Raw genomic sequence first — 21,633 nt, forward strand, 5'->3', positions numbered from 1 at the left:
CGAAGTGGCTGTCCCGGACCTTCTTGTTGCTCCCCGCACCGCTCACTCTGCCCCTGCCGCAGGCCTCGTACCAGTCATTTTTCCGTGAGTCAGCCGTGCACCCGGCGCCGGCGCCAGTAGGCGGCGGTCACCACCGCGAGCAGCGGGCCCCACAGCAGCAGCGGGGCGTAGCAAGCGGTCATCAACCACCAGCCGGCCCCGGTGGGCGCTCCCGGCATCGTCATGTTGGTCGACCACACGAAGGCACCGGACACCGTGACCAGGGTGACGGCGGCGGCCCCCAGGGCGGCGGGTACGACGGCCGCTAGGGGCGGGATGCGGCGGCCGCCCAGCCGGGGGATCCAGCTCGGGACCACCTCGCCCCAGCGCTGGACGAGGCCGAGGGTGAGTAGGCCCAGACCTTCCGCGAAGGCGCTGAGGGCCACCAGGTAGAAGGACCACACCCCGGGGAAGAGGTCGGCCTCCAGTCCGCTGCCGGCTCCCCAGCCGACGGGTACGCCGACCGCGATGACGACCCTCCACAGGCCGCTGGGGACGAGGGTGAGAGCGGCCGCGTGGGCGGCCCGGCGGATCGGGCGGCTGACGACGGGGCCGGCGCAGGGAGCCGGAGCGGCGGTGAGCGTGGTCATGGTCCAAGTCCTTTGCGGAAGACGGTCGGTGACGCCTCAAAGCCTGGTCCGGCCGGCGCCCCGGGACCATCCGCCGATCAGCAGGCGGTGGGGCGGCGGGTCTCTGCCGAACGGCAGATGTCCGGGGACGGGAGGCGCTCGTAGGGTCGGGGGGTGACCTTGAAACCGAGCGCGTCGTACGCCCCCGTCCTGGCCGCGGCGAGCCTGCTCTCCCTGACCGGTTCGGCCGTGCGCGTGCCCGACACCTGGACGCTGGCGGGGATGGCGGTCCTGCTGCCGCTGCTGGCCCTGGTGGCCCGATGGTCCCCGGTGCGGTCCGGGAGTCTCGCGGGCTCCCTCGGCGTGGTGGCGGTGACGCTGTGGCCGGTCCCGCTGGTGTGGGCGGACGGGTCGTGGCTGGAGATCGGCGGGGCCGCGGCCTTCTGGGCGCTGGCTGCCTTCGGTGCGGTGGCCGCCGGCGGCTACCTGCGCCGCCAGGCGGCCCGGGTACGGCAGGCCGTGCTGGACGCGCGGCGCGACCAGCAGTTGGAATTGGCCCGGGACCTGCACGACTTCGTGGCGCACGAGGTGAGCGCCATCGTGGTCCAGGCGCAGGCGGCCCGGTTCGTGGCCGTGCGGGACCCCGGGCAGGCGGTCCGCGCGCTGGAGCGGATCGAGACGGCGGGGTTGGGCGCCCTGGCCTCCATGGACCGGACGGTGCACGCGCTGCGGGAGGCGGCGGGCGGGCCGATGGCGCCGGTCCCGGGCCTGGCGGAGCTGTCGGAGCTGGTGGAGCGGTTCGAGGGCGGGGAGCTGGACGCCGACCAGGCGGCGGTCCAGGAGCTGTCGCGGGAGGCGGACACCGCGGCGTACCGGGTGGCCGTCGAGGCCCTGACGAACGTACGCCGGCACGCGCCCGGAGCGGCCGCGGTGCGGGTCGCCGTACGGCGGGCCGAGGCGGGCATAGAGATCAGCGTGACCAACTCCGCCGCTCCGCGCGGCGCGGGCGGAGTGCTGGGCCGTCGACGCCGGGGCGGTACGGGACTGGCCGGCCTGCGCGCGCGGGTGGAAGCGGCGGGCGGGACGCTGCGGGCCGGGGCGGGAGCCGACGGAGGGTGGCGGGTTTCCGCGGTCTTCCCGGCGGCGGGGGACCCCACCGGGTGATCATGTCGGCGTGACCACACGCATCCTGATAGCCGACGACCAAGAGGACATCCGCAGCGGTTTCCGGCTGATCCTCGATTCGCAGCCCGACATGACCGTGGTCGGGGAGGCTGCGGACGGCTGGAGCGCGGTGGCGCTGGCCCGGGAGCTACGGCCGGACGTGGTGCTGACCGACATCCGGATGCCTCGGCTGGACGGGCTGGAGGTGACCCGGCTGCTGGCGCCCGAGACCCGGGTCGTGGTGGTGACCACCTTCGACCTCGACGAGTACGTGCACACCGCGCTGGCCGCCGGTGCCTGCGGCTTCCTGCTGAAGCGGTCGGGACCGGCCCTGCTGATCGAGGGGGTGCGGGCGGCCATGGCCGGGGACACCCTGATCAGCCCGCAGCTCACGGTGCGGCTGCTGAGCCGGGCGGCCGGTGAGCAGCGGATCGCCCCGCCGCCGAGCGCGCATCCCCTGACGGAGCGAGAGGTGGAGATCGTACGGCTGGTGGCGAAGGGTCACACGAACGCGGAGATCGGCGCCGAACTCTTCATCACCGCGGGGACCGCGAAGACGCACATCGCCAATGTCCAGGCGAAGCTGCGGGTCAGGAACCGGGTGGGCATCGCTTCATGGGCCTGGGAGCACGGGGTGGTGCGACCCGAGGGGCCCTGACCGTGTTTCACGTGAAACACAGCCGGCCGGTGCGCGGGTGCGGGTATCGGGTCAGTGGCCACGCGAGCAGTCCGACGGCGAGCGCGATGGCGTGGCCGAGGTCGGTGAATGTGCCGCCCGTGACGAGCGGGAGCCCGAAGAACGCCAGGCACCCCGCCAGGTAGAGCGAGCGCCAGGGGCCGGGGAGCCGGTAGGCCAGCACGCCGATGGCGCTCGCGAGCCCGTAGCTGACGCCGATGTCGACGACGTGGACCATGCTGCGCGGTGCGCGGTGGTCCTGGATGGCCATCATGACCAGCTTCTGGCTGATCAGGGTGGCGGTGACGTGGCCGGTCGCGACGATGAGAATCCAGCGCAGGGTGCCGAGCCAGCGTTCGACATTGGCGTGGAAGGTCTCGAAGAGGACGACGTAGAGGGGCAGCGAGGCCGGGTTCTGGATCCAGAAGGCGCTGCTGAGCAGGGCCCGTATGGGGTGACGGGCGAGCTCGTGGATGTTGCTGCTGTTGCGGCGGAGCAGGACGTGTTCGAGGTGATCGGGCACGATCACGACCACCACGCTGGTCAGAGCGATGATCAGCATCCAGACGTGCGTACCGGGCGCGGACCGTATCCAGGACCGTACCGGCCTGGACGGCTCGGGCTCGGGGTGATCGATCATGTCCCCGATGATGCCGCGCGAACCTGTGCCCCGCCTGACCGGTGGGCCGGGCGGGGCACTGTTTCACGTGAAACATCCGGCGCGCGGGGGCCGGTGGCGCGGGCTCTACTCCTCGCCCGCCAGGGTGAGGCGGCGGAGCCTCTGGCCGGCGTAGACGGTGGCGCCGATGGTGACCGCGACGAGCAGGGTCACGGCGGTCGGCAGCCCGACCGTGGCGTCGACGTAGCCCTCGCCGGCGACCTTCTGCGCGAGGGCGAGCGCCCACTGCTGGACGCTGAGCGTCTTGGCGCCGTCGACGAGGCTGCCGAAGAGCGACTCCCAGATCAGCGCGTAGACCAGGCCGAAGACGACCGCGTGCCGGCTGATGGTGCCCAGCAGCAGGAACAGGGCGCTGTAGGCGACCGAGGCGATGAGCGCGGCGACGGTGTAGGCGACGGCGATCTGCTGGCCGTTGCCGTTGAGGATGAAGCCGGCGATCAGGGTGGGGATCGCGGAGAAGACCATGGTGACGGCGATCGCCACGATCAGCTTGGTCATGATGATCGTCGGGCGCTTCACCGGCTTGGAGAGCAGGTAGACGATCGAGCCGTCGTCGATCTCCGGTCCGATGGCGCCGGTGCCGGCGATGACGCCGATCAGCGGGACCATCGTGGCCAGCGCGAAACCGCCGAGGAGGTCGGCGGCGACCTTGTCGTCCAGGCCGGTGAAGGCGCGGACGGCAATGGAGATGACGATCAGCAGGGCGGGCAGCGCGAAGAGGATCAGCGCGCGGCGACGGCCGAGCAGGGCCCGGTAGGTGAGCCGGGCAACGGTGGGGTTGTACATGGGTGCCAGCTCCTTCAGGCCGCGACGAGGTAGGAGAAGACCGACTCGAGGGACTCGTCGGAGGGCGAGACCGTCAGCAGCCGGATGCCGTGCTCGCGGGCGACCCGCGGCAGCAGCTCGGTGAAGCGCCCGAAGTCGACCGCCTGGATGCGCAGGACGCCTTCCTTCAGGTCGACCTCGATCCCGGCGGTGGAGGGGTCGGCGATCAGGGCCGCGGCGAGCACCCGGTCGTCGGAGGACCGGACGAGGTAGCGGTGCGGGCGGTCCGTCATCAGACGGCGGATCTTGCGGAAGTCTCCGGAGGCGGCGTGCCGGCCGGCGACGACCACCTCGATGTGGGAGGCGAGCTGCTCGACCTCTTCCAGGATGTGCGAGGAGAACAGCACGGTGCGGCCGTCGGCGCCCATCCGCCGCAGCAGCTCCATGAGCTGCATGCGCTGGCGCGGGTCCATGCCGTTGAACGGCTCGTCGAGCAGGAGCACGGACGGGTCGTGGACCAGGGCGGAGGCCATCTTCACGCGCTGGCGCATGCCCTTGGAGTACGTGGAGATCTTGCGGTCCTGCGCGTACTCCATCTCGACCGTGGCCAGGGCCCGCTGAGCCGCCACGTCGTCGAGGCCGTGCAGTTCGGCGTTGGCGACGACGAACTCCCGGCCGGTGAGGAAGTCGTACATCGCCTCGCGCTCGGGCACGACGCCGATCTGCTTGTAGACCTGCTCGTTGCGCCAGATCGGGGCGCCGTCGAGGGTGACGGTGCCCGTGGAGGGGGCGAGGAAGCCGCCCATCATGTTGATGAGCGTGGACTTGCCGGCCCCGTTGGGGCCCAGCAGGCCGGTGACGCCGGGACCGACGCGCATGGTCACGTCGTTGACGGCGACGACGTTCCCGAACCAGCGGGAGGTGTGGTCGATGTCGATGGTGGTCACAGCCCGGCCTTCCGGTAGCGGGCCATCAGGGCGGCGTAGGAGCCGGCGATGAGGGCGAGGATGACGAGCAGGTAGACGGAGCCGGCGGCGGCCGAGGGGGCCTCCTGGCCGGGGAAGGCGGAGGTGGCGCCGAGGAAGGCGGCCTGGAACCCGTCGATGAGGCTGATCGGCGAGAACAGCCCCAGCCACTCGACGACACCGGTCGAGCCGGTGCTGTAGGCGATGCCCTGGACGGCGGACACGGCGCCGTAGGGGATCAGGAGCACGGCGATGATCGCGGCGACGCCGAAGCCGCGGCGCGGGGTGAGTGCGGCCATGACCAGGCCGAGCCCGGAGAAGAGCAGCGACAGCAGCAGTACGGACACCAGTCCCTGCCCGAATCCCTTGGTCTGGTCGCCGAAGTCGAACTCCGCGAGCAGCGAACCGATGTACATGATCACCAGCGGAGTGGCGGTGAGGATGAAGAGGGCCGAGGCCATGGCCGCGAACTTCGCCACCACGTAGTCCACGCGCTCGATGGGGCGCGAGAAGTAGAGCGGCACCGTCTTGAAGCGCAGGTCCCGCGAGACCGACTGGGGCGCCTGCGACGCGAGGTACAGACCGATGATCACCTGGGTGGTCAGGGCGTACGTCGTGTACTTGATCGGCAGGTCGGTGTAGGTGGGCACCATGATGGCCACCGCGACGAGGATCAGCGCGGGAACGCACATCACCGCGAAGAGCAGCATCGGCAGCACCTTGGACTTGGCCGAGCGGCCGAGTCCGTAGGCGCCGCGCAGGGACTGCGCGAACAGTGACTTGCGGGCGTAGGAGCGGCCGAGCCGGGGGCCGTCGTAGGACCGGTAGCCGATGTTGTGGATCTGGGTCGAGGTGTCAGGCGCCATCGGAACCGGCTCCCTTCTGCTGGGTGACGGACAGGGTGGCGGCCTGGTTGGCCGCCCAGGCGGCGGACCTGGCCGAGGCCTGGGCGGCCGTCTGGTCGGTGTCGCGGAAGACCTCCGCGATGTGGTGGCGGCGCTGCTCCATGCGGACGAGGCCGATGCCGAGGTCGGCCACGGTGTCGCGGACGATGTCGTACGTCGCCTCGCCGGTGGCCTCCACGAGGAGGATGTGGCCGGCCCCGGGCAGGCCCTCCTCCTCTCCGGCGTGCAGTGTGAGGCCCGCCTCGGTGAGCGCCTTGCGCAGGGCGGCGGTGCCGTCCGGGTGGGCGTCGGAGTCGGTGACCTCGACCGCGAGGGTCGCGGTGGTCTGCGTGAAGTCGCTGGTGGAGCTGGAGCGCAGCAGCTTGCCGCCGTCGACGACCACCACGTGGTCGCAGGTGCGCTCCAGCTCGCCCAGGAGGTGCGAGGTGACCAGCACCGAGATGCCGAAGTCGGTGTAGATGCGGCGGATCAGGCCCAGCATCTCGTCGCGGCCGACCGGGTCGAGTCCGTTGGTGGGCTCGTCGAGGAGGACCAGCTGGGGGTCGTGGACCAACGCCTGGGCGAGCTTGACCCGCTGTTTCATGCCGGTGGAGTAGCCGCCGATGGGGCGGTAGCGCTCCTCGTACAGCCCCACGTGGCGCAGGGTGTCCGCGGTGCGCTCGCGGGCGGCGGTCGGCGGGAGCCCGGACATGCGCGCCATGTGCACGACGAACTCGGTGGCCGAGACGTCGGGCGGCAGGCAGTCGTGCTCGGGCATGTAGCCGACGCGTTCGCGGATCGCGCTGCCATGAGTGGCGACGTCGAGTCCGAGTACGGCGGCGGTGCCCTCGGTGGCGGGGGAGAGTCCCAGCAGAATTTTGATCAGCGTGGACTTGCCGGCCCCGTTGGCGCCCACGAGTCCGGTTACGCCAGGCCCGATGTCCAGGGAGAGCCGGTCGAGAGCGGTCACTCGGGGGTACCGCTTGCTCAGGCTTTCGGTCGCGATGACAGTCACGTCACCGACGTTAGTGGTGCCGGGCGGTCCGATCGTCAGACCTGGAGCTCGATCCTTCCTCCGCCTTCAGGACTACGGCCCCTGACGGAAGGCTGACTCAAGGCTGACGCGCACCCGACAAGTTTGTCCACAGGTCCGTGCACGGCCCTTGACGTGATCTCCAGTCATTGTCACATTCATCAGTGTCAAGTTACGGGCGCGTACGGCATACGGACGGACGGCTGACATGGCTGGCATGGCTGGGGACACCGCACGACGCACCAGGGAACTCTCCTGCGACCTGCGCGGGTTCAGGGAAGTGCAGCGCCTCTCCTACGAGTGCGCGGAGGCCGTCGCGGCGCAGCTGCGCCCCGGTGTCACCGAGCGCGAGGCCGCACGGATGCAGCGCGAGTGGCTGCGCGAGCGCGGCGTGCGGGACTGGTTCCACATGCCGTTCGCGTGGTTCGGCGACCGCACCGCCTTCACGGGCTTCAAGATCCCCCTGCAGTTCTTCCCGACGAACCGGGCCCTGGAGCCGGGGATGGCGTTCATCCTCGACATGGCGCCGGTCTACAAGGGCTACACCGCCGACATCGGTTACTCGGGCAGTCTCGGCCTCAATCCGGTACAGGACCGGCTCATGTCCGACCTGAAGGCCCACCGTGCGCTCATCCTCGACCAGGTGCGCGAGCGCCGGTCGCTGCGCGACATCTACGAGGACGTCGAGCGGCTGATGATCAGCCAGGGGTACGCGAACCGGCACCGCGCCTACCCCTTCGGGGTCATCGCGCACAAGATAGACCGGGTCAAGGAGCGACGCTGGTCGCCGACCGCGTTCGGCTTCGGCACGCAGGCCCTGAAGGGGCTGGCCTCCGACGCCCTCCACGGCCACCGCGAGGGCTGGTCCCCGCTGTGGAGCCCGTACCACTTCTCCGACCACCCGCCGCGGGCCGGCCTGTGGGCGGTGGAACCGCACCTGGGTTTCCGGGGCACCGGCGCGAAGTTCGAGGAGATCCTGGTCGTCACCGACTCCCGGGACCCCGAGGAGAGCGCGTACTGGCTGGACGACGACCTGCCGCACGTGCGGCGCTGGGCTGAGGAGAAGGCGGCATGAGCGGGATGACGGACACGGGTCTGGCGGGCGCGCGCGAGCGCCGGGTGAGCACCGGCGGGATCGAGCTGTGCGTCGTCGAGCTGGGTGACGCGCAACGGCCGACCGTGGTGCTGGTGCACGGGTACCCGGACAGCAAGGAGGTCTGGTCGGAGGTCGCCGAGCGGCTCGCCTCCCGCTTCCACGTCGTGCTCTACGACGTACGGGGCCACGGGCGCTCCACGGCCCCGCGGCCGCTGCGCGGCGGATTCACCCTGGAGAAGCTGACCGACGACTTCCTCGCGGTCGCGGACGCGGTCAGCCCGGACCGCCCGGTGCACCTGGTCGGCCACGACTGGGGCTCGGTACAGGGCTGGGAGTTCGCGACGGCCGCCCGCACCGAGGGCCGGATCGCCTCCTTCACCTCGATGTCGGGGCCGTCCCTCGACCACTTCGGACACTGGATCAAGAAGCGGTTGGCGCGGCCCACCCCGCGCCGGGCCGCCCAGCTGCTGAACCAGGGCGCCAAGTCCTGGTACGTGTACATGCTGCACACGCCCGTGCTGCCGGAGCTCGCCTGGCGCGGCCCGCTCGGCAAGCGGTGGCCGAAGATCCTCCAGCGGATCGAGAAGGTCCCGGCGGGGAACTACCCCACGGCCTCACTGCCCTCCGACGCCGCGCACGGCGCGTGGCTCTACCGGGACAACGTCCGGCCCCGGCTGCGCCGGCCGCGCGCCGACGCGTACGCACACGCTCCCGTCCAGCTGATCACCCCGACCGGGGACGCCTTCCTGTCCGAGCGGCTCTACGACGAGCTGGAGCTGTGGGCCCCCGACCTGGTGCGGCGCACCCTGCCGGCCAAGCACTGGGTGCCCCGGACTCGGCCCGACCAGCTGGCCGCGTGGATCACGGAGTTCGTCGACGCCCGGGAGGAGCCCGCGACGCGCGCGCCCGAGCAGAAGGCCCCGGGCCGGTACGCCGACCGGTTCGGCGGCCAGCTGGTCCTGGTCACCGGGGCCGCGAGCGGCATCGGGCGGGCCACCGCCTTCGCCTTCGCCGAGGCCGGCGCCCGCGTGGTGTGCGTGGACCGGGACGCCGAGGGAGCGGCGCGCACCGCCGACATGGCCCGTCTCGTCGGATCGCCGCAGGCGTGGGGCGAGTGCGTCGACGTCAGCGACGAGCAGGCCATGGAGAAGCTCGGCGCGAAGGTCGCCGCCGAGTACGGGATCGTGGACGTCCTGGTCAACAACGCCGGAATCGGTCTCTCCGGTCCGTTCCTGGACACGACCTCCGAGGACTGGAAGAAGGTCCTCGACGTCAACCTGTGGGGCGTCATCCACGGCTGCCGGATCTTCGGCAAGCAGATGGCCGAGCGCGGCCAGGGCGGACACATCGTCAACACCGCCTCCGCCGCCGCCTACCTGCCGTCCAGGACGCTGCCCGCCTACAGCACCTCCAAGGCGGCGGTGCTGATGCTGAGCGAGTGCCTGCGCGCGGAGCTGGCGTCACGGTCCATCGGCGTCTCGGCGATCTGCCCCGGCATCGTCAACACCAACATCACCGCGACCTCCCGCTTCGCCGGGGTGGACGAGGCCGAGGAGAAGCGGCGCCGGCAGAAGTCCTCCCGGCTCTACGGGCTGCGCAACTTCCCGCCGGAGAAGGTAGCCGACGCGATCCTGCTCGCGGTGGTGAAGAACCAGGCCGTGGTCCCGGTGACTCCCGAGTCCAAGGGAGCCCTGTGGATGTCCCGGTTCGCTCCGGGCACCCTGCGACGGCTCGCGAAACTGGAGCCCCGGCTGTGAGCGGGACCGCCCCGTACGCGATCACACCGCGGCGGGTGGCCTTCGACTGAGAGCACCGCGCCGCGCCGGAGAGGGCCTGCCGCTGGTCACCGACCCCGAACTGCCCGCCCGGCGGCGCTGTTCGCCGCGCGAGCACCACCGGGCTGCCGGCAAAGGTCTGCTGCCCACCTGGAGACAGCTCGGCACGGCCATACCCCGCTACCTGCGGCGGTCGTACCATCCCTCGCAGGAGGGCTCGCTGCACAGGGCGGTCGAGTACCTCGCGCCAACGCCTGCCGCCCGGTCCGCCGCGGGCGCGGTCGGCCGAGCCGCCATGTCGTAGGGAGCCGGGAGTGTCCGATCAGGCAGTAGCCGAGTACCGGATCGAGGATCTGGCGCACCACAGCGGTGCGACCGTCCGCACCATCCGGGCGTACCAGGACCGCGGTCTGCTGCCGAAGCCGGAACGGCGGGGCCGTTCCAACGTCTACCGGGACACGCATCTGGCGCGCCTGCGCCAGATCGCCGACCTCCTGGACCGCGGGTACACCCTGGCCTCCATCAAGGAACTCCTGGAGGCCTGGGACGCGGGCCGCGGTCTCGGCGGGGTCCTCGGGCTCGTCGCCGAGGTGCACGGGCCCTGGACGGACGAGGAAGCGGCCCGGATCAGCCGGGACGAGCTGAACCACCGGTTCGGCGGGAAGCCCGACGACGAGGCGGTGGGCGAGGCCTGCGAACTGGGCGTGCTGGAGCGGATCCCGGGGCGACCCGACCAGTACCTGGTGCCCTCCCCGCAGGAGCTGGCGGTGGCGGCCGAGCTGTACGCCGCCGGCGTCCCGCTGCCCGCGATCACCGGCCACCTGCGGGAGTTGCGCGGCCAGGTGGAACACATCGCCTCGCGCTTCCTGGAGTTCACCACGGAGCACGTCTTCGCCCGCTACCTGGGCGCCGTCCCACCCACGGACTCGGACGCCGCCGAGGCGGCGACGATGGTGCGCAGACTGCGTCCCCTGGCACAGCAGACGGTCGACGCGGAACTGGCGCGGGCCATGCGCCTCTTCGCCACCCGGCACCTGCAGCGGCACCTCGGGGCCGTCGGGACCCCCCAGCCTTCGGGGCCGTCCCCGGTCCCGCTGCCCGCCGAGACCGTGCGGGCGGTCCAGGAACTGGTGGGCGCCGAGCACGTCGCGGAGTTCGTCCGGGCCGCCACGGAGCGGGAGCTGCAGGCTCGGACGATGAACGACCTGGCGAGCCGGGGCGGCCGGTAGTGCTCGATCAGTAGTCCACAGGGCGGATCGCCCCTTTGCCGCCGAAACCGGCGCAAAGGGCTGTGGACAACTCCGTCCACCCTGTGGGGAACTACGCCCCACGGGTCATCCGACGGCCTGGAACGCGGGACCGGACGGGCCGATTTCGGTCACTGAACGACTGTTCCCGGCCGCGCCGGTCATGTCAGTCGTGGCGATCGCGTCGGCCGCGTCCGCCACCGCGCCCTTCGCCGCCGGGGCTCCCGCGGCGGCCCGGGGAGTGCTCCCGTAGAGCAGGGCCGCGAGCGCCAGGCCGAGGATCCCGCCGAGCAGCTGGGCGGCGATGAACCCCGGGAGGGACTGCGGGGCGATACCGGTGAAGGAATCGCTGAAGCTGCGCCCGAGGGTTCCGGCCGGGTTGGCGAAGGAGCCCGAGGAGGTGAACCAGATCGCGGCGGCGACGTACGCGGCGACCGCGCCCGGGATCAGCTCCGGACGGCCGATGCGGCCGAGGCCCTGGATCACGAGGACCAGTCCGGCCGTGGCCACGACCTCCCCGACGAGCAGGTGCCCCCCGTCGCGGACCTGGGTGGCGAAGGCGCCCGGGACCCGCCCGAACATCGCCTCCGCGAGGAGGGCTCCGGCTATGGCGCCGACGGTCTGGGCCGCGGCGTAGACCAGCGCCTCCCGGCCGTCCGGCCCTTCGCCGCCGGAGCGCCGGCCCCACCAGGCGGTGAGGGTGACCACCGGGTTGAGGTGGGCGCCGGAGAGTGGCCCGAAGAGCGTGATGATCAGCCCGAGCCCGACGGCGGTGGCGAGCGAGTTGGCGACCAGGGCGACGCCGGTGTCCGTGGTGAGGGCGGTGGCCTGGATTCCGGATCCGACCACCACGACGAGCAGCCCCGCGGTGCCGATGAGCTCGGCGGCCGCACGGCGCGACAGAGAGGCACCGTTCGTCATTCTTTCTTCCCCCTTGGGTCAGAGTCCAGCGGAAAATGTATTCCGTATCTTGGAAAGGTGACAGAGGGAGTCCACGTCCGCGGGACGGCGGAAAATCGCTGCGCGGGCCGCCGCCGACGCGGCACTCTGGGCGGATGGACGACAGACGCACCGTGAAGGTGTCCAAATACGTCTCGAAACACCTGCGGCACCAGCCGGAACGCATCGGACTGGCGCTCGATCCCCAGGGCTGGGTCGAGATCGACGACCTGCTGGGCGCGGCGGCCGCCCACGGTTTCCCCATCAGCCGCGCGGAGCTCGACCACGTCGTGGCCGCCAACGACAAACAGCGCTTCGCCGTCGAGGGCACGCGGATCCGGGCCAGTCAGGGCCACACCGTCCCCGTGGACCTCGGCCTGCCGGAGGCCGAACCGCCCGCGTACCTCTACCACGGCACCGTCGCCGCTTCCCTGGACGCGATCCGCGCCGAGGGGCTGCGCCCGATGGCCCGCCACCACGTCCACCTGTCCCCGGACCGGGAGACGGCGACCCGCGTGGGCGCGCGTCGCGGACGGCCCGTCGTCCTCAGCGTGGACGCGGGGGCGATGCGCGCCGCCGGACACGTCTTCCGGATCAGCGCCAACGGGGTGTGGCTCGTGGACTGCGTGCCGCCTCGATTCCTGCGGTTCCAGTAGGCGGAAAGCCCAGGAATTCACAGAGGGATTGTCAGATCATCCCCCTACTCTGTTCCTCACTTCGGGATCTGTGAGGGGGGGAACACCTCGCGGTCGCCGAACACGACACGCCAGCACGCGAGGTGACGCACCATGACGTCCGAAGAACCCCACCCGAACACCTTCCAGGTCGATCTGCGCGGCCTGGTCGACCTGCTCTCCCACCACCTCTACTCCAGCCCGCGCGTCTACGTCCGCGAGCTGCTCCAGAACGCCGTCGACGCGGTCACCGCCCGCCGCACCCTGGACCCCGCGGCCGATGTCCGCATCCGGCTGTCGGCCGGCGCGGACCGGGTGACCATCGAGGACAGCGGCATCGGGCTGACCGCCGACGAAGCCCACTCCCTCCTCGCCACCATCGGCCGCAGTTCCAAGCGCGGCGGCGACAGTGCCGTCGAAGAGATCCACGGCCTCGAGACCACCCGTCAGGAGTTCCTGGGCCAGTTCGGCATCGGCCTCCTCGCCTGCTTCGTCGTCGCCCGCCGGATCCGCGTCGTCACCCGCTCCGCCCGCGACCCCCAAGCCGCGCCCGTCGAATGGCTGGCCACGGACGACGGCTCGTACACCGTGCGCGAACTGCCCGCCGACGCCCGTCCGGAGCCCGGTACGACCGTCATTCTGGAAGCCCGGCCGGGCACCGAGGAGTGGATGGTCCCGGCCAAGGTCGAGCAGCTCGCCCGCGACTACGGCTCGCTCCTCCCCTACGACGTCACCTTCGACGACACCTCCGGCGCCGAGCCGCGCCCGGTCACCGACCGGCCCGCCGTCTGGGACCGGGCGTTCCCGACCCCCGCGGCCCGCCGCGTCGCGCTCGCCGGGCACTGCGCCGGACTCTTCGGTTTCACTCCGCTCGACAGCATCGACCTCGACCTGCCGGTGGCAGGCGTACGCGGAGTCGCGTACGTACTGCCCGAGCCGACCAGTCCCGCCCACCGGTCCGGACACCGGGTCCACCTCAAGGGCATGCTGCTGACCGACAAGGCCGACAGCCTGCTGCCCGACTGGGCGTTCTTCGTCCGCGCCGTCATCGACACCGACACGCTGCGGCCCACGGCCTCCCGCGAGAACCTCTACGACGACGACACCCTGGCCGCGGTGCGCGAGGCCCTCGGGGCCCGCGTCCGCACCTGGCTCACCGAGCTCGCGGCGAGCGACCCCGAACGCCTGGCCGCCTTCCTGAGCGTCCACCACCTCGGGGTGAAGTCGCTGGCCCGGCACGACTCCGAGCTGCTCGGCCTGATGCTGCCCTGGCTGCCGTTCGAGACCAGCGACGGCTCGGTGAGCCTGGAGGAGTTCGCGGCCGCGCACAAGGAGATCCACTTCACGCGCACCGTGGAGGAGTTCCGCCAGATCGCCCCGATCGCGGCGGCCCACGGCCTCGGCGTCGTCAACGCCGGCTACACCTACGACGCGGACCTCCTGGCCCTGCTGCCCGCCGTACGGCCGGAGATCAAGGTCAGCGAGCTCGACGCGGGAGCCGTCACCGAACGCCTCGACCCCGTCCCCACCTCCGCCGAACTGTCCCTCGCCCCCTTCCTGGCCACCGCCCGCACCCGGCTGGAGCCCCAGAGCTGCGACGTCGTCCTGCGCGCCTTCCAGCCCGTCTCCATCCCCGCGCTCTACCTCGACGACCGCCAGGCCCGGCAGGAACGCGACCGCACCGCCGCCCTCGACAGCGCCGACTCGCTGTGGAGCGGCATCCTCGGCGCGCTGCGCGGCTCCGCCCCGCGCGCCCGCCTGGTCCTCAACCACAACAACCCGCTGATCCGCCGGATCGCCTCCCTCCCCGACGAGGCGCTGAGCGCCACCGCCGTCGAATCGCTGTACGGCCAAGCCCTGCTGATGTCCCAGCGGCCCCTGCGCCCGGCCGACGCCACCCTGCTCAACCGAGCCTTCCTCGGGCTCCTGGAATGGGCCACGCACCCCGCCGACACCCAGGAGGACCACAAGTGAGCACGATGACCGCGGCCGAAATCCGCCAGGCGCTCCACGACAACCAGTGCCTTCCCAACGGGCCCGCGCGCAGCGCGCAGGCGGAGGCCCTGGCGAACGCCGCCGAAGCCTGCGGCGACAGCGGCCTGTTCCGCCAGACCCTGCTCAACCAGATCGACGCCTACGAGTACAGCTCCGAGCGGACCCGCATGGTGGTCCCCTTCGCCCGGCTGCTCCAGGAGTACGACCGCGATCCGGGCGCCTTCGACAGCGGTCAGGCGCACTCGCTGTTCTGGCGGTTCAAATGGGTGTCCGGCCAGCTCGTCAGCTCCCCCGAGATACCCCTGGCCTCGGTCACGGGCTGGCTGCAGGACATGGAACGGCGCTACCGGCTCGCCGGCTACAGCGAGCGCGCGGTGCGCCAGAGCGAGTTCTACCTCGCCGACGCCACCGGCGACGACGAGCGGGCGGAGCGGGCCGTCAGCCGCTGGCAGTCGGCCGACCGCGACACGATGAGCGACTGCCACGCCTGCGAGACCAACTCCCAGGGCTGGTTCTGGGCGGGCCGGGGCGACGACGCGAAGGCCGTCGACATCTGGGAGCCGGTACTGACGGGCAAGCAGAGCTGCCTGGAGGAGCCACACCGGGTGCTCGCCCGCTCCCTGCTCCCCCTGCTGCGGCTCGGCCGCGCCGACGAGGCCCGCGCCCACCACCTGCGGGGTTACCGCTTGGCTCGGGGCAACCAGAGCCTGCTGCGCTCCATCGGTGAGCACATCGAGTTCTGCGCGCTGACCGGCAACGAGGCCCGCGGCCTGGAGATCCTCGCCGAGCACTCGGCCCACCTCGGCCCGCTCGTGGACGTCGAGGCGCAGCTCCGGTTCTACGGAGGCATCCTCGTGCTGCTGCGCCGCCTCGGCGAGCTCGGGCACGGAGCGGACCTCTCCGTCCCCTACGAGGGCTCCGCGCGCACGGTGGACGAGCTCCACGGCGTCCTGCGCGAGGACGCCCTGGCGATCGCCCGCCGCTTCGACGAGCGCAACGGCACCACCCGGGTCTCGGACCGGCTCGTCGAACGCATCGGTCGTGCCCCGCTGCTGGAGGTCCTGCCGCTGGGCGTGCGCAGTCAGGCGCTGCCTCCGGCGGCGTCCGCCCCCGTACGGAGGGCGCCCGCGCCGGCGCCCGCCTCGACCGGGGGCTTCACGGACCTGGTGGAGCGGGCCCGCGCGGCGCGGGAGCTCGGGCACCCCGGCGCGGACGCGCTGTGGGCCGAGGTGGCGGCACACCCCGAGGCCGGGGCGGACCGGCTGGTCGCTGCCGACGTGGCGGACCACCGGGCCCTGTCGGCAGCACGGTCCGGGGCCGCCGGGGCGGCGGAACTGCTGGCCGGGGTACGCGACGGCTACCGGGAGCTCGGGCGGGCGGAGCGCGCGGCCCTGGCCGAGCTGCGGCTCGCGACGGTGGCCGCGCAGTCCGGGACCGCACCGGGTGAGCTGCGGAAGCTGATCGCGGTGGCCCTGCGCGCGGCCGAGGCGCTGGACGCGGACGAGCCGCTGCGGACCCGGCGGATCGCGTACGCGGAGCTGACCTCGATCCGCGTGGAGTCCTACCTGCGCTCGGTCGAAGCCTCGGGTGAACACGAGCACGGCCACGACGCGGGCCAAGGGCACGAGGAAAGTCACACACACGGGCACGGGCACGGCGAACTGGCCGCCGAGCTCAAGGCCTTCATCGACGCCTACGGGGCCGCCCTGCCGGACGTGGCGGCGGAGGCCGAGGAGATGCTGGGCCGCCTCGCGCTCTCGGAGGGCGACCCGGAGCGGGCCGTGGCCCTGCTCGCCACCTGCGCCGACCGGGCGCTCGCGGCGGACCGGCCCTGGCTGGCCGTGGACCCCCTGGTGCTGCGGGCCGGAGTCCTGATGTCGCTGGACCGCCCCGAGGAGGCCGAGGAGGCGGCGCGCGCGGGGCTGGCGCACGCCTCCGAGGCCACCGACCCCGAGACGCAGGGCGTCGTACGGCTCACGCTGACCGACATCCTGCTGCGCCGGGGCGGGGCGGACGCGGAGGCCGCAGCTCACGCCCTGGAGGCGGCGCACTGGTTCGACCAGGCCGGCCTCAGCGCCGACGGCGGTGCCCAGGCCCGGCTGCTGCTCGCCCGCTGCCACGCCCGGGAGGGCCGCACGGCCGAGGCGGCGGAAGTCCTCCAGTCGACGCTGCCCGACCTGCTGGAGCACGGCGAGGGCCAGGCCGTCTCCGTACGGGAGTTCCTGGGCGATCTGCTGCGCGAACTGGGGGACGCCCGGGGCGCGGCGGAGCAGTACCTGCTGGCGGCGGAGGTGACCAAGGACTGGGAGGACCCGCGTCCGCAGGCGCACTTCGCCCACGCTGCGGCCGACCGGCTCTCCGAGGCGCGGCTGGTGCCGGAGGCGGTCGCCGCGTACGAGCGGGCGCTCGACCTGCACCGGCGGTCGAAGGACGCGCCGATCGCCGAGGTCCGGATCCTGCGGTCGCTGGCCTGGCTGGAGCTGCGCGAGGAGGTCACCGACGCGGCGGTGGCGCGCGCCCGGGCGCGGATGGACGAGGCCGCGGACGTGCTGCGCGCCGCTGTGGCCGAGGCGCCGGACGCGGTCGAGGCGCGGGCCGAGCTCGCCGAGACCTGGAACCAGCTGGCCCAGATCCTCGACCGGCGGGTCTGCGCACACGAGGAACGCTTCGACGACGAGGAGGCGGACGGGGCCACGGGTCCCGCCGAACCGCTCGGCGCGGCGGAGCTGGAGGCGCTGCGACTGGAAGAGGTCTCGCTCTGGGAGCGGGCCGCCGCCCTCCAGGCCGAGCTGGGTCCGGACCACCTGGAGGCCCGGTACCGCTGTGTGAACAACGCGGCTTGGACCGAACACGAGCTGGGACGGCCCGAAGCCGGCGCGGCCCGGTTCGCGGCGCTGGCGGACGAGGTGCGGGCGCTGCCCGAGGGCACGGCACCGGAGTGGCTGCTGCAGGAAGCCGAACGCACCCGAGGGCACCTGCTGCGCGCGTCGCCCTGACGCCGTACCGCGCTGCCCCCTTCGTCAAGCGGGGCAGCGCGGGCGCTCCTTCGTCAGCGGGGCAGCGCGGGCGGCAGCTTCGCCGAGCCTCGTTGCGGGGCGGATCAGCCCAGCTGGGCCAGCCCCTCGGTGGCGATCCGCTCGAAGACCTCCTGGTCGGCGGCGAAGTCGGACTCTGGGATCGGCCAGTGGATCACCAGCTCCGTGAAGCCGAGCTCCTGGTGGCGGCCGGCGAAGTCGACGAAGGCGTCCACGGACTCCAGCGGGCGCCCCCGGTCCGGCGTGAAGCCCGTGAGCAGGACTTTGTCCAGCTCGGCCACGTCCCGGCCGGAGTCCGCGCACGCCTTGCCGAGCTTGCTGATCTGGCCCCGGAGAGCCTCCACGGAGTCCTCCGGGGTGCCCTCGTCGAAGATCTTCGGGTCACCGGTCGTCACCCACGCCTGCCCGTACCGCGCGGCGAGCTTCAGGCCGCGCGGGCCGGTCGCGGCGACGGCGAAGGGCAGCCGGGGCCGCTGGACGCAACCGGGGATGTTGCGTGCCTCCACGGCCGAGTAGAAGGTGCCCTCCTGCGAGACGTCCGCCTCGGTGAGCAGGCGGTCGAGGAGCGGCAGGAACTCGCCGAAGCGGTCCGCCCTCTCCTTCGGAGTCCACGCCTCCTGGCCCAGCGCGGTGGCGTCGAAGCCGTTGCCGCCGGCGCCGATCCCGAGGGTGATCCGGCCCCCGGAGATGTCGTCGAGGGACATGAGGTCCTTGGCCAGCGTCACGGGGTGGCGGAAGTTCGGCGACGTGACGAGGGTCCCCAGCCGCAGGCGCTCCGTCGCGGTCGCGGCGGCCGTGAGCGTGGGCAGCGCGCCGAACCACGGCCCGTCACGGAAGGTCCGCCACGACAGGTGGTCGTAGGTGTACGCGGCGTGGAACCCCAGTTCTTCGGCCCGCTGCCAGCGGTCGCGTCCGCCTTCGTGCCAGCGGTGGACGGGAAGGATCACGGTACTCAGGCGCAGAGTCATGCCCCGAGCCTACGACCGCCGCCCCTGCCCTCGTCACGTCGCGGGCCGGACGCGCCCTCGCCACGGCACGAACGGAACCGGGCGTACGCGTCACCGGCGAGGATCTCCCCCACCAGTACCGGTTCTCGCTCCGGGTATGCGGCGCCCGTCCCCTCGCATGCCGCGCAGAGCGCCATCCACAGGCTCGCGACCCACTTCGCGTGCGGGCCGCCGCAGGCGTCACAGTCCGACTTCCGGGCTGAAGGAATGAGCACGGCGCCCCCCGTGTGACATCGTCGAAACCGGCGAGGAGATCCTTCCACCCCCCACTGACAACCATGTGGCGATGTTTCACGTGAAACATCGCCACATCCCCCTGATCCATGAGGAATGTTTCACGTGAAACACGGCCCCGGCGTCATGGGCGAAGATGGACGCGTGACCTCGGCTCCCCAGCGCCCGGACGGGCCCACCCCCACTTCCCGGCCCACCCCCATCACCCGGCTCATCGCCACCGATCTCGACGGCACCCTGCTGCGCGACGACAAATCCGTCTCGAGCCGCACGGTCGCCGCACTCGCCGCCGCCGAGGAGGCGGGCATCGCGGTGTTCTTCGTGACCGGACGCCCGGCCCGCTGGATGGGCGTGGTCAGCGACCACGTACAGGGCCACGGTCTGGCCATCTGCGCGAACGGCGCCGCCGTCGTCGATCTGCACGCCATCGGGCCGGTGCCCACCGGCCGGGAGTTCGTACAGGTCAGGCCGCTGCTCCGGATCACGGCTCTCAAGGTGGTGGAGGCCCTGCGGGCCGCTGCCCCCGGCACCTCCTTCGCCGTGGAGCTGACCACGGGGATCAACTACGAGCCCGCCTACCCGCCGTTCTTCCAGGACCCGGGTGCCAACGTCGCCACCGCCGAACAGCTGCTCGACGAGGCCAGGGACGACGACTCGGCGCCGGTCCTCAAGGTCCTCGCCCATCACGCCGAGCTGGCTCCGGACGAGTTCCTGGCGCTGGCCCGCTCCACCGCCGGCGCGTACGCCTCGATCACCCGCTCCAGCCCGACCTCCCTGCTGGAGATCAGCGGTCCGGGCGTCTCCAAGGCCAGCACCCTGGCCCTGTGCTGCGAGGAGCGCGGTATCTCGCCGGCCGAGGTGGTCGCCTTCGGAGACATGCCGAACGACGTCGAGATGCTCAGCTGGGCAGGTGCCTCGTACGCGATGGGCAACGCCCATCCCGACGTGATCGCGGCCGCGTCGGGCCGCACGGTCGCCAACAACGAGGACGGCGTCGCCCTCGTCATCGAGCGCATCCTGGCCGAACGGTCCGCACGCGCCGAGGCCTAGCGCGAGCCGAGGCGGGCCGGCTCAGAGCGGGGCCTCCCACACCAGGGTGGTCCCGCCGCCCGCCTCGCCGAGGCCGGGGCCGTACGAGCTGGAGCCGCCGAGCGACTCCGCCCGCCGACGCAGGTTCCGCAGCCCGCTGCGCCGCCCGCCCTCCGCGACGCCCACCCCGTCGTCGGCGACCTCCAGCCGGACCCCGGGCCGTCCGTCGGCCAAGGTGACGGTGCAATCGAGCACCACCTCGATCCGGGACGCGTCCGCGTGCCGGAACGCGTTGGAGAGGGCCTCGCGCAGGGCGGCGATCAGATTCTTCGCGACGAGCTCGTCGACGACCGCGTCGACCGGCCCGAGGAAGCGGTGCGCGGGCTTGAAGCCCAGCGGAACGGCAGCCATGTTGATCTCCCGCAGCACCCGCGTGCGCAGACCCGAGGGGGCCTCCGCCGGTCCCTGCTGAAGCGCGAAGATCGCGGTGCGGATCTCCTGGATCGTCACGTCGAGCTCGTCCACGGCCTTGCCGACTCCGTCGCGCACCTCGGGTACGACGGACCGTCGTTGGGCGCCTTCCAACATCATTCCGGTGGCGAAGAGCCTCTGGATGACCAGGTCGTGCAGATCGCGTGCGATCCGGTCTCGATCCTCGAAGACCGCGAGGCGCTCCCGGTCGCGCTGCGCCTCCGCCATCATCAGCGCCAGCGCCGCCTGGGAGGCGAACTGCGTGGCCAAGGTCCGCTCGGCCTCGCTGAACGGCCGCTCGCCACGCGCCCGGGGGGTGACGAGCGCGCCGAGCACCCGGCCGCCGCTCTGCAGGGGCAACAGCATGCAGCCTCCGTACTGGCTGGTCAGACGATTGATCATGCGCGGGTCGGAGGAGGCGTCGTCCACGAAGACCGGCTCGCCCCGCAGCAGTCGCGCCACCACGGGGCTCTCGGCCGGGATGACGACGCCGAGCGAGGTGGCCGGGTTGTCGGCGGAGACCGCGACGATCTCCATCCCGCCGTCCTCGGCCGGCAGCATCACGATCCCGGCAGCCGAATCGGCGAGCCGACGGGCCTGCTCGGCGACGACCGCGAGCGCGTCGTCCGCGTCCCCGCCCGACAGCAGGGCGGTGGTGACGGCCACCGAGCCGTCGATCCAGCGCTCGCGCTGGGTGGCGGCCTCGTAGAGGCGGGCGTTGCCGATGGCGATGCCCGCCTCGGTGGCCAGCACCCGGACCATGTGGACGTCGTAGTCGGTGAACTCGCCACCGCTGTTCTTCTCGGCGAGGTAGAGGTTGCCGAAGATCTGGCCCTGCACCCGGATCGGAACGCCGAGGAAGGTCTTCATGTGCGGGTGGTGCTCGGGAAAGCCCGCCGCGCGCGGGTCCTTGCCGAGGTCGGCGAGGCGCACCGTGTCGGCATGCGAGATCAGCGCGCCCAGCAGTCCGCGCTTCCCGTCCGGGCGGTGTCCGATCTCCTTCGCCAGGGCGTCGCTGACGCCGAAGGTGACGAAGTCGGAGAGCCCCCGGCCCTCGGTGTCGACGACGCCGATGGCGGCGTAGCGAGCACCCGCGAGCTCGGCGGCCGTCTCGCAGATGCGGTCCAGCGTGGAGTGCAGTTCGAGGCCGGTACCGACCGACCGCATGGCTTCCAGCAGCTGCGGAACCCGGGCCGTGAGCTCGGTGGACAGCCCCTGGAGGCTCCGGGTGGCGGCAGCCGCGGCCTCCAGCGGGTCGGGCTGTTGCTGCGCCGGCTCCGCAGACGGCTCGGGCGATTGCTGGGACTGCTGGGCTGACATGGTCTTGAGACTAGTTAGTCCGGTTTCGCGAGGAAAG

General features: G+C 72.3%; 18 protein-coding genes and 1 pseudogene. 10 read left to right on the forward strand and 9 right to left on the reverse strand.

All coding sequences use genetic code 11. The features are described from left to right. Positions 1 to 89: 89 nt before the first annotated feature. A complete protein-coding gene (locus ACFWBY_RS26345; RefSeq protein ID WP_385333329.1) occupies positions 90 to 629 on the reverse strand; it encodes a hypothetical protein in 540 nt (179 codons plus the stop codon). A gap of 153 nt (positions 630 to 782) precedes the next feature. Between ACFWBY_RS26345 and ACFWBY_RS26350 the strand changes: the two genes are divergently transcribed. Further along, on the forward strand, positions 783 to 1,772 hold the full coding sequence (locus ACFWBY_RS26350; protein ID WP_385333332.1) for a sensor histidine kinase: 990 nt from the start codon (positions 783 to 785) through the stop codon (positions 1,770 to 1,772). Positions 1,773 to 1,782: 10 nt separating this feature from the next. Beyond that, entirely contained in the window at positions 1,783 to 2,430 is a 648-nt protein-coding gene (locus ACFWBY_RS26355; RefSeq protein ID WP_385333335.1) for a response regulator, read from the forward strand. A 7-nt stretch (positions 2,431 to 2,437) separates the two neighbouring features. Here ACFWBY_RS26355 and ACFWBY_RS26360 read toward each other — a convergent pair whose 3' ends face one another. From ACFWBY_RS26360 to ACFWBY_RS26380, 5 genes are all read right to left on the reverse strand, one after another. After that, a complete protein-coding gene (locus ACFWBY_RS26360; protein ID WP_385333338.1) occupies positions 2,438 to 3,088 on the reverse strand; it encodes a rhomboid-like protein in 651 nt (216 codons plus the stop codon). Between the two features lie 105 nt (positions 3,089 to 3,193). Beyond that, positions 3,194 to 3,913: an ABC transporter permease gene (locus tag ACFWBY_RS26365; protein ID WP_385333340.1), complete on the reverse strand. Its 720-nt coding sequence runs from the start codon at positions 3,911 to 3,913 to the stop codon at positions 3,194 to 3,196. Positions 3,914 to 3,927: 14 nt separating this feature from the next. Continuing rightward, on the reverse strand, positions 3,928 to 4,839 hold the full coding sequence (locus ACFWBY_RS26370) for an ABC transporter ATP-binding protein (RefSeq protein WP_385333343.1): 912 nt from the start codon (positions 4,837 to 4,839) through the stop codon (positions 3,928 to 3,930). Then, a complete protein-coding gene (locus ACFWBY_RS26375) occupies positions 4,836 to 5,723 on the reverse strand; it encodes an ABC transporter permease subunit (RefSeq protein ID WP_385333346.1) in 888 nt (295 codons plus the stop codon). Before ACFWBY_RS26375 ends, ACFWBY_RS26370 begins: the two co-directional genes overlap by 4 nt. After that, positions 5,713 to 6,756: an ABC transporter ATP-binding protein gene (locus ACFWBY_RS26380; protein WP_385333350.1), complete on the reverse strand. Its 1,044-nt coding sequence runs from the start codon at positions 6,754 to 6,756 to the stop codon at positions 5,713 to 5,715. The genes ACFWBY_RS26375 and ACFWBY_RS26380 overlap by 11 nt, the downstream gene beginning before the upstream one ends. 235 nt (positions 6,757 to 6,991) lie before the next feature. On the opposite strand from ACFWBY_RS26380, the gene ACFWBY_RS26385 reads away from it, so the two are divergent. The 4 genes and pseudogenes from ACFWBY_RS26385 (at position 6,992) to ACFWBY_RS26400 (ending at position 10,874) form a co-directional block, all read left to right on the forward strand. Then, a complete protein-coding gene (locus tag ACFWBY_RS26385) occupies positions 6,992 to 7,849 on the forward strand; it encodes a M24 family metallopeptidase (RefSeq protein ID WP_385333353.1) in 858 nt (285 codons plus the stop codon). A 5-nt stretch (positions 7,850 to 7,854) separates the two neighbouring features. Further along, entirely contained in the window at positions 7,855 to 9,627 is a 1,773-nt protein-coding gene (locus ACFWBY_RS26390) for an SDR family oxidoreductase (protein WP_385333448.1), read from the forward strand. A gap of 91 nt (positions 9,628 to 9,718) precedes the next feature. Then, positions 9,719 to 9,949, forward strand: a pseudogene (locus tag ACFWBY_RS26395) (metal-dependent hydrolase); the annotation flags it as partial. A gap of 10 nt (positions 9,950 to 9,959) precedes the next feature. Continuing rightward, complete coding sequence (locus tag ACFWBY_RS26400; protein ID WP_385333356.1) at positions 9,960 to 10,874, forward strand: MerR family transcriptional regulator; 915 nt, start codon at positions 9,960 to 9,962, stop codon at positions 10,872 to 10,874. 105 nt (positions 10,875 to 10,979) lie between these two features. Here ACFWBY_RS26400 and ACFWBY_RS26405 read toward each other — a convergent pair whose 3' ends face one another. Next, positions 10,980 to 11,813: an aquaporin gene (locus ACFWBY_RS26405; RefSeq protein WP_385333359.1), complete on the reverse strand. Its 834-nt coding sequence runs from the start codon at positions 11,811 to 11,813 to the stop codon at positions 10,980 to 10,982. Between the two features lie 134 nt (positions 11,814 to 11,947). Between ACFWBY_RS26405 and ACFWBY_RS26410 the strand changes: the two genes are divergently transcribed. From ACFWBY_RS26410 to ACFWBY_RS26420, 3 genes are all read left to right on the forward strand, one after another. After that, the gene (locus ACFWBY_RS26410) at positions 11,948 to 12,487 is read left to right on the forward strand and encodes an RNA 2'-phosphotransferase (protein WP_385333362.1); all 540 of its coding nucleotides are present in this window, start codon (positions 11,948 to 11,950) and stop codon (positions 12,485 to 12,487) included. A gap of 132 nt (positions 12,488 to 12,619) precedes the next feature. Next, on the forward strand, positions 12,620 to 14,479 hold the full coding sequence (locus ACFWBY_RS26415; protein WP_385333365.1) for an HSP90 family protein: 1,860 nt from the start codon (positions 12,620 to 12,622) through the stop codon (positions 14,477 to 14,479). Beyond that, the gene (locus ACFWBY_RS26420; RefSeq protein ID WP_385333368.1) at positions 14,476 to 17,496 is read left to right on the forward strand and encodes a tetratricopeptide repeat protein; all 3,021 of its coding nucleotides are present in this window, start codon (positions 14,476 to 14,478) and stop codon (positions 17,494 to 17,496) included. Before ACFWBY_RS26415 ends, ACFWBY_RS26420 begins: the two co-directional genes overlap by 4 nt. A gap of 104 nt (positions 17,497 to 17,600) precedes the next feature. On the opposite strand, the gene ACFWBY_RS26425 is transcribed toward ACFWBY_RS26420, so the two are convergent. Continuing rightward, positions 17,601 to 18,503 (reverse strand): LLM class flavin-dependent oxidoreductase, encoded by a 903-nt coding sequence (locus ACFWBY_RS26425; protein ID WP_385333371.1) that lies wholly within the window; start codon positions 18,501 to 18,503, stop codon positions 17,601 to 17,603. A gap of 399 nt (positions 18,504 to 18,902) precedes the next feature. Here ACFWBY_RS26425 and ACFWBY_RS26430 point away from each other — a divergent pair, with 399 nt between their 5' ends. Then, positions 18,903 to 19,826 (forward strand): Cof-type HAD-IIB family hydrolase, encoded by a 924-nt coding sequence (locus ACFWBY_RS26430; RefSeq protein WP_385333451.1) that lies wholly within the window; start codon positions 18,903 to 18,905, stop codon positions 19,824 to 19,826. Positions 19,827 to 19,847: 21 nt separating this feature from the next. On the opposite strand, the gene ACFWBY_RS26435 is transcribed toward ACFWBY_RS26430, so the two are convergent. Next, positions 19,848 to 21,596, reverse strand: a complete 1,749-nt coding sequence (locus ACFWBY_RS26435; RefSeq protein WP_385333374.1) for a GAF domain-containing sensor histidine kinase — start codon at positions 21,594 to 21,596, stop codon at positions 19,848 to 19,850. Between the last annotated feature and the right edge of the window lie 37 nt (positions 21,597 to 21,633).

This window comes from Streptomyces sp. NPDC060049, assembly GCF_042736715.1.
In the GTDB taxonomy this organism is placed as follows: domain Bacteria; phylum Actinomycetota; class Actinomycetes; order Streptomycetales; family Streptomycetaceae; genus Streptomyces.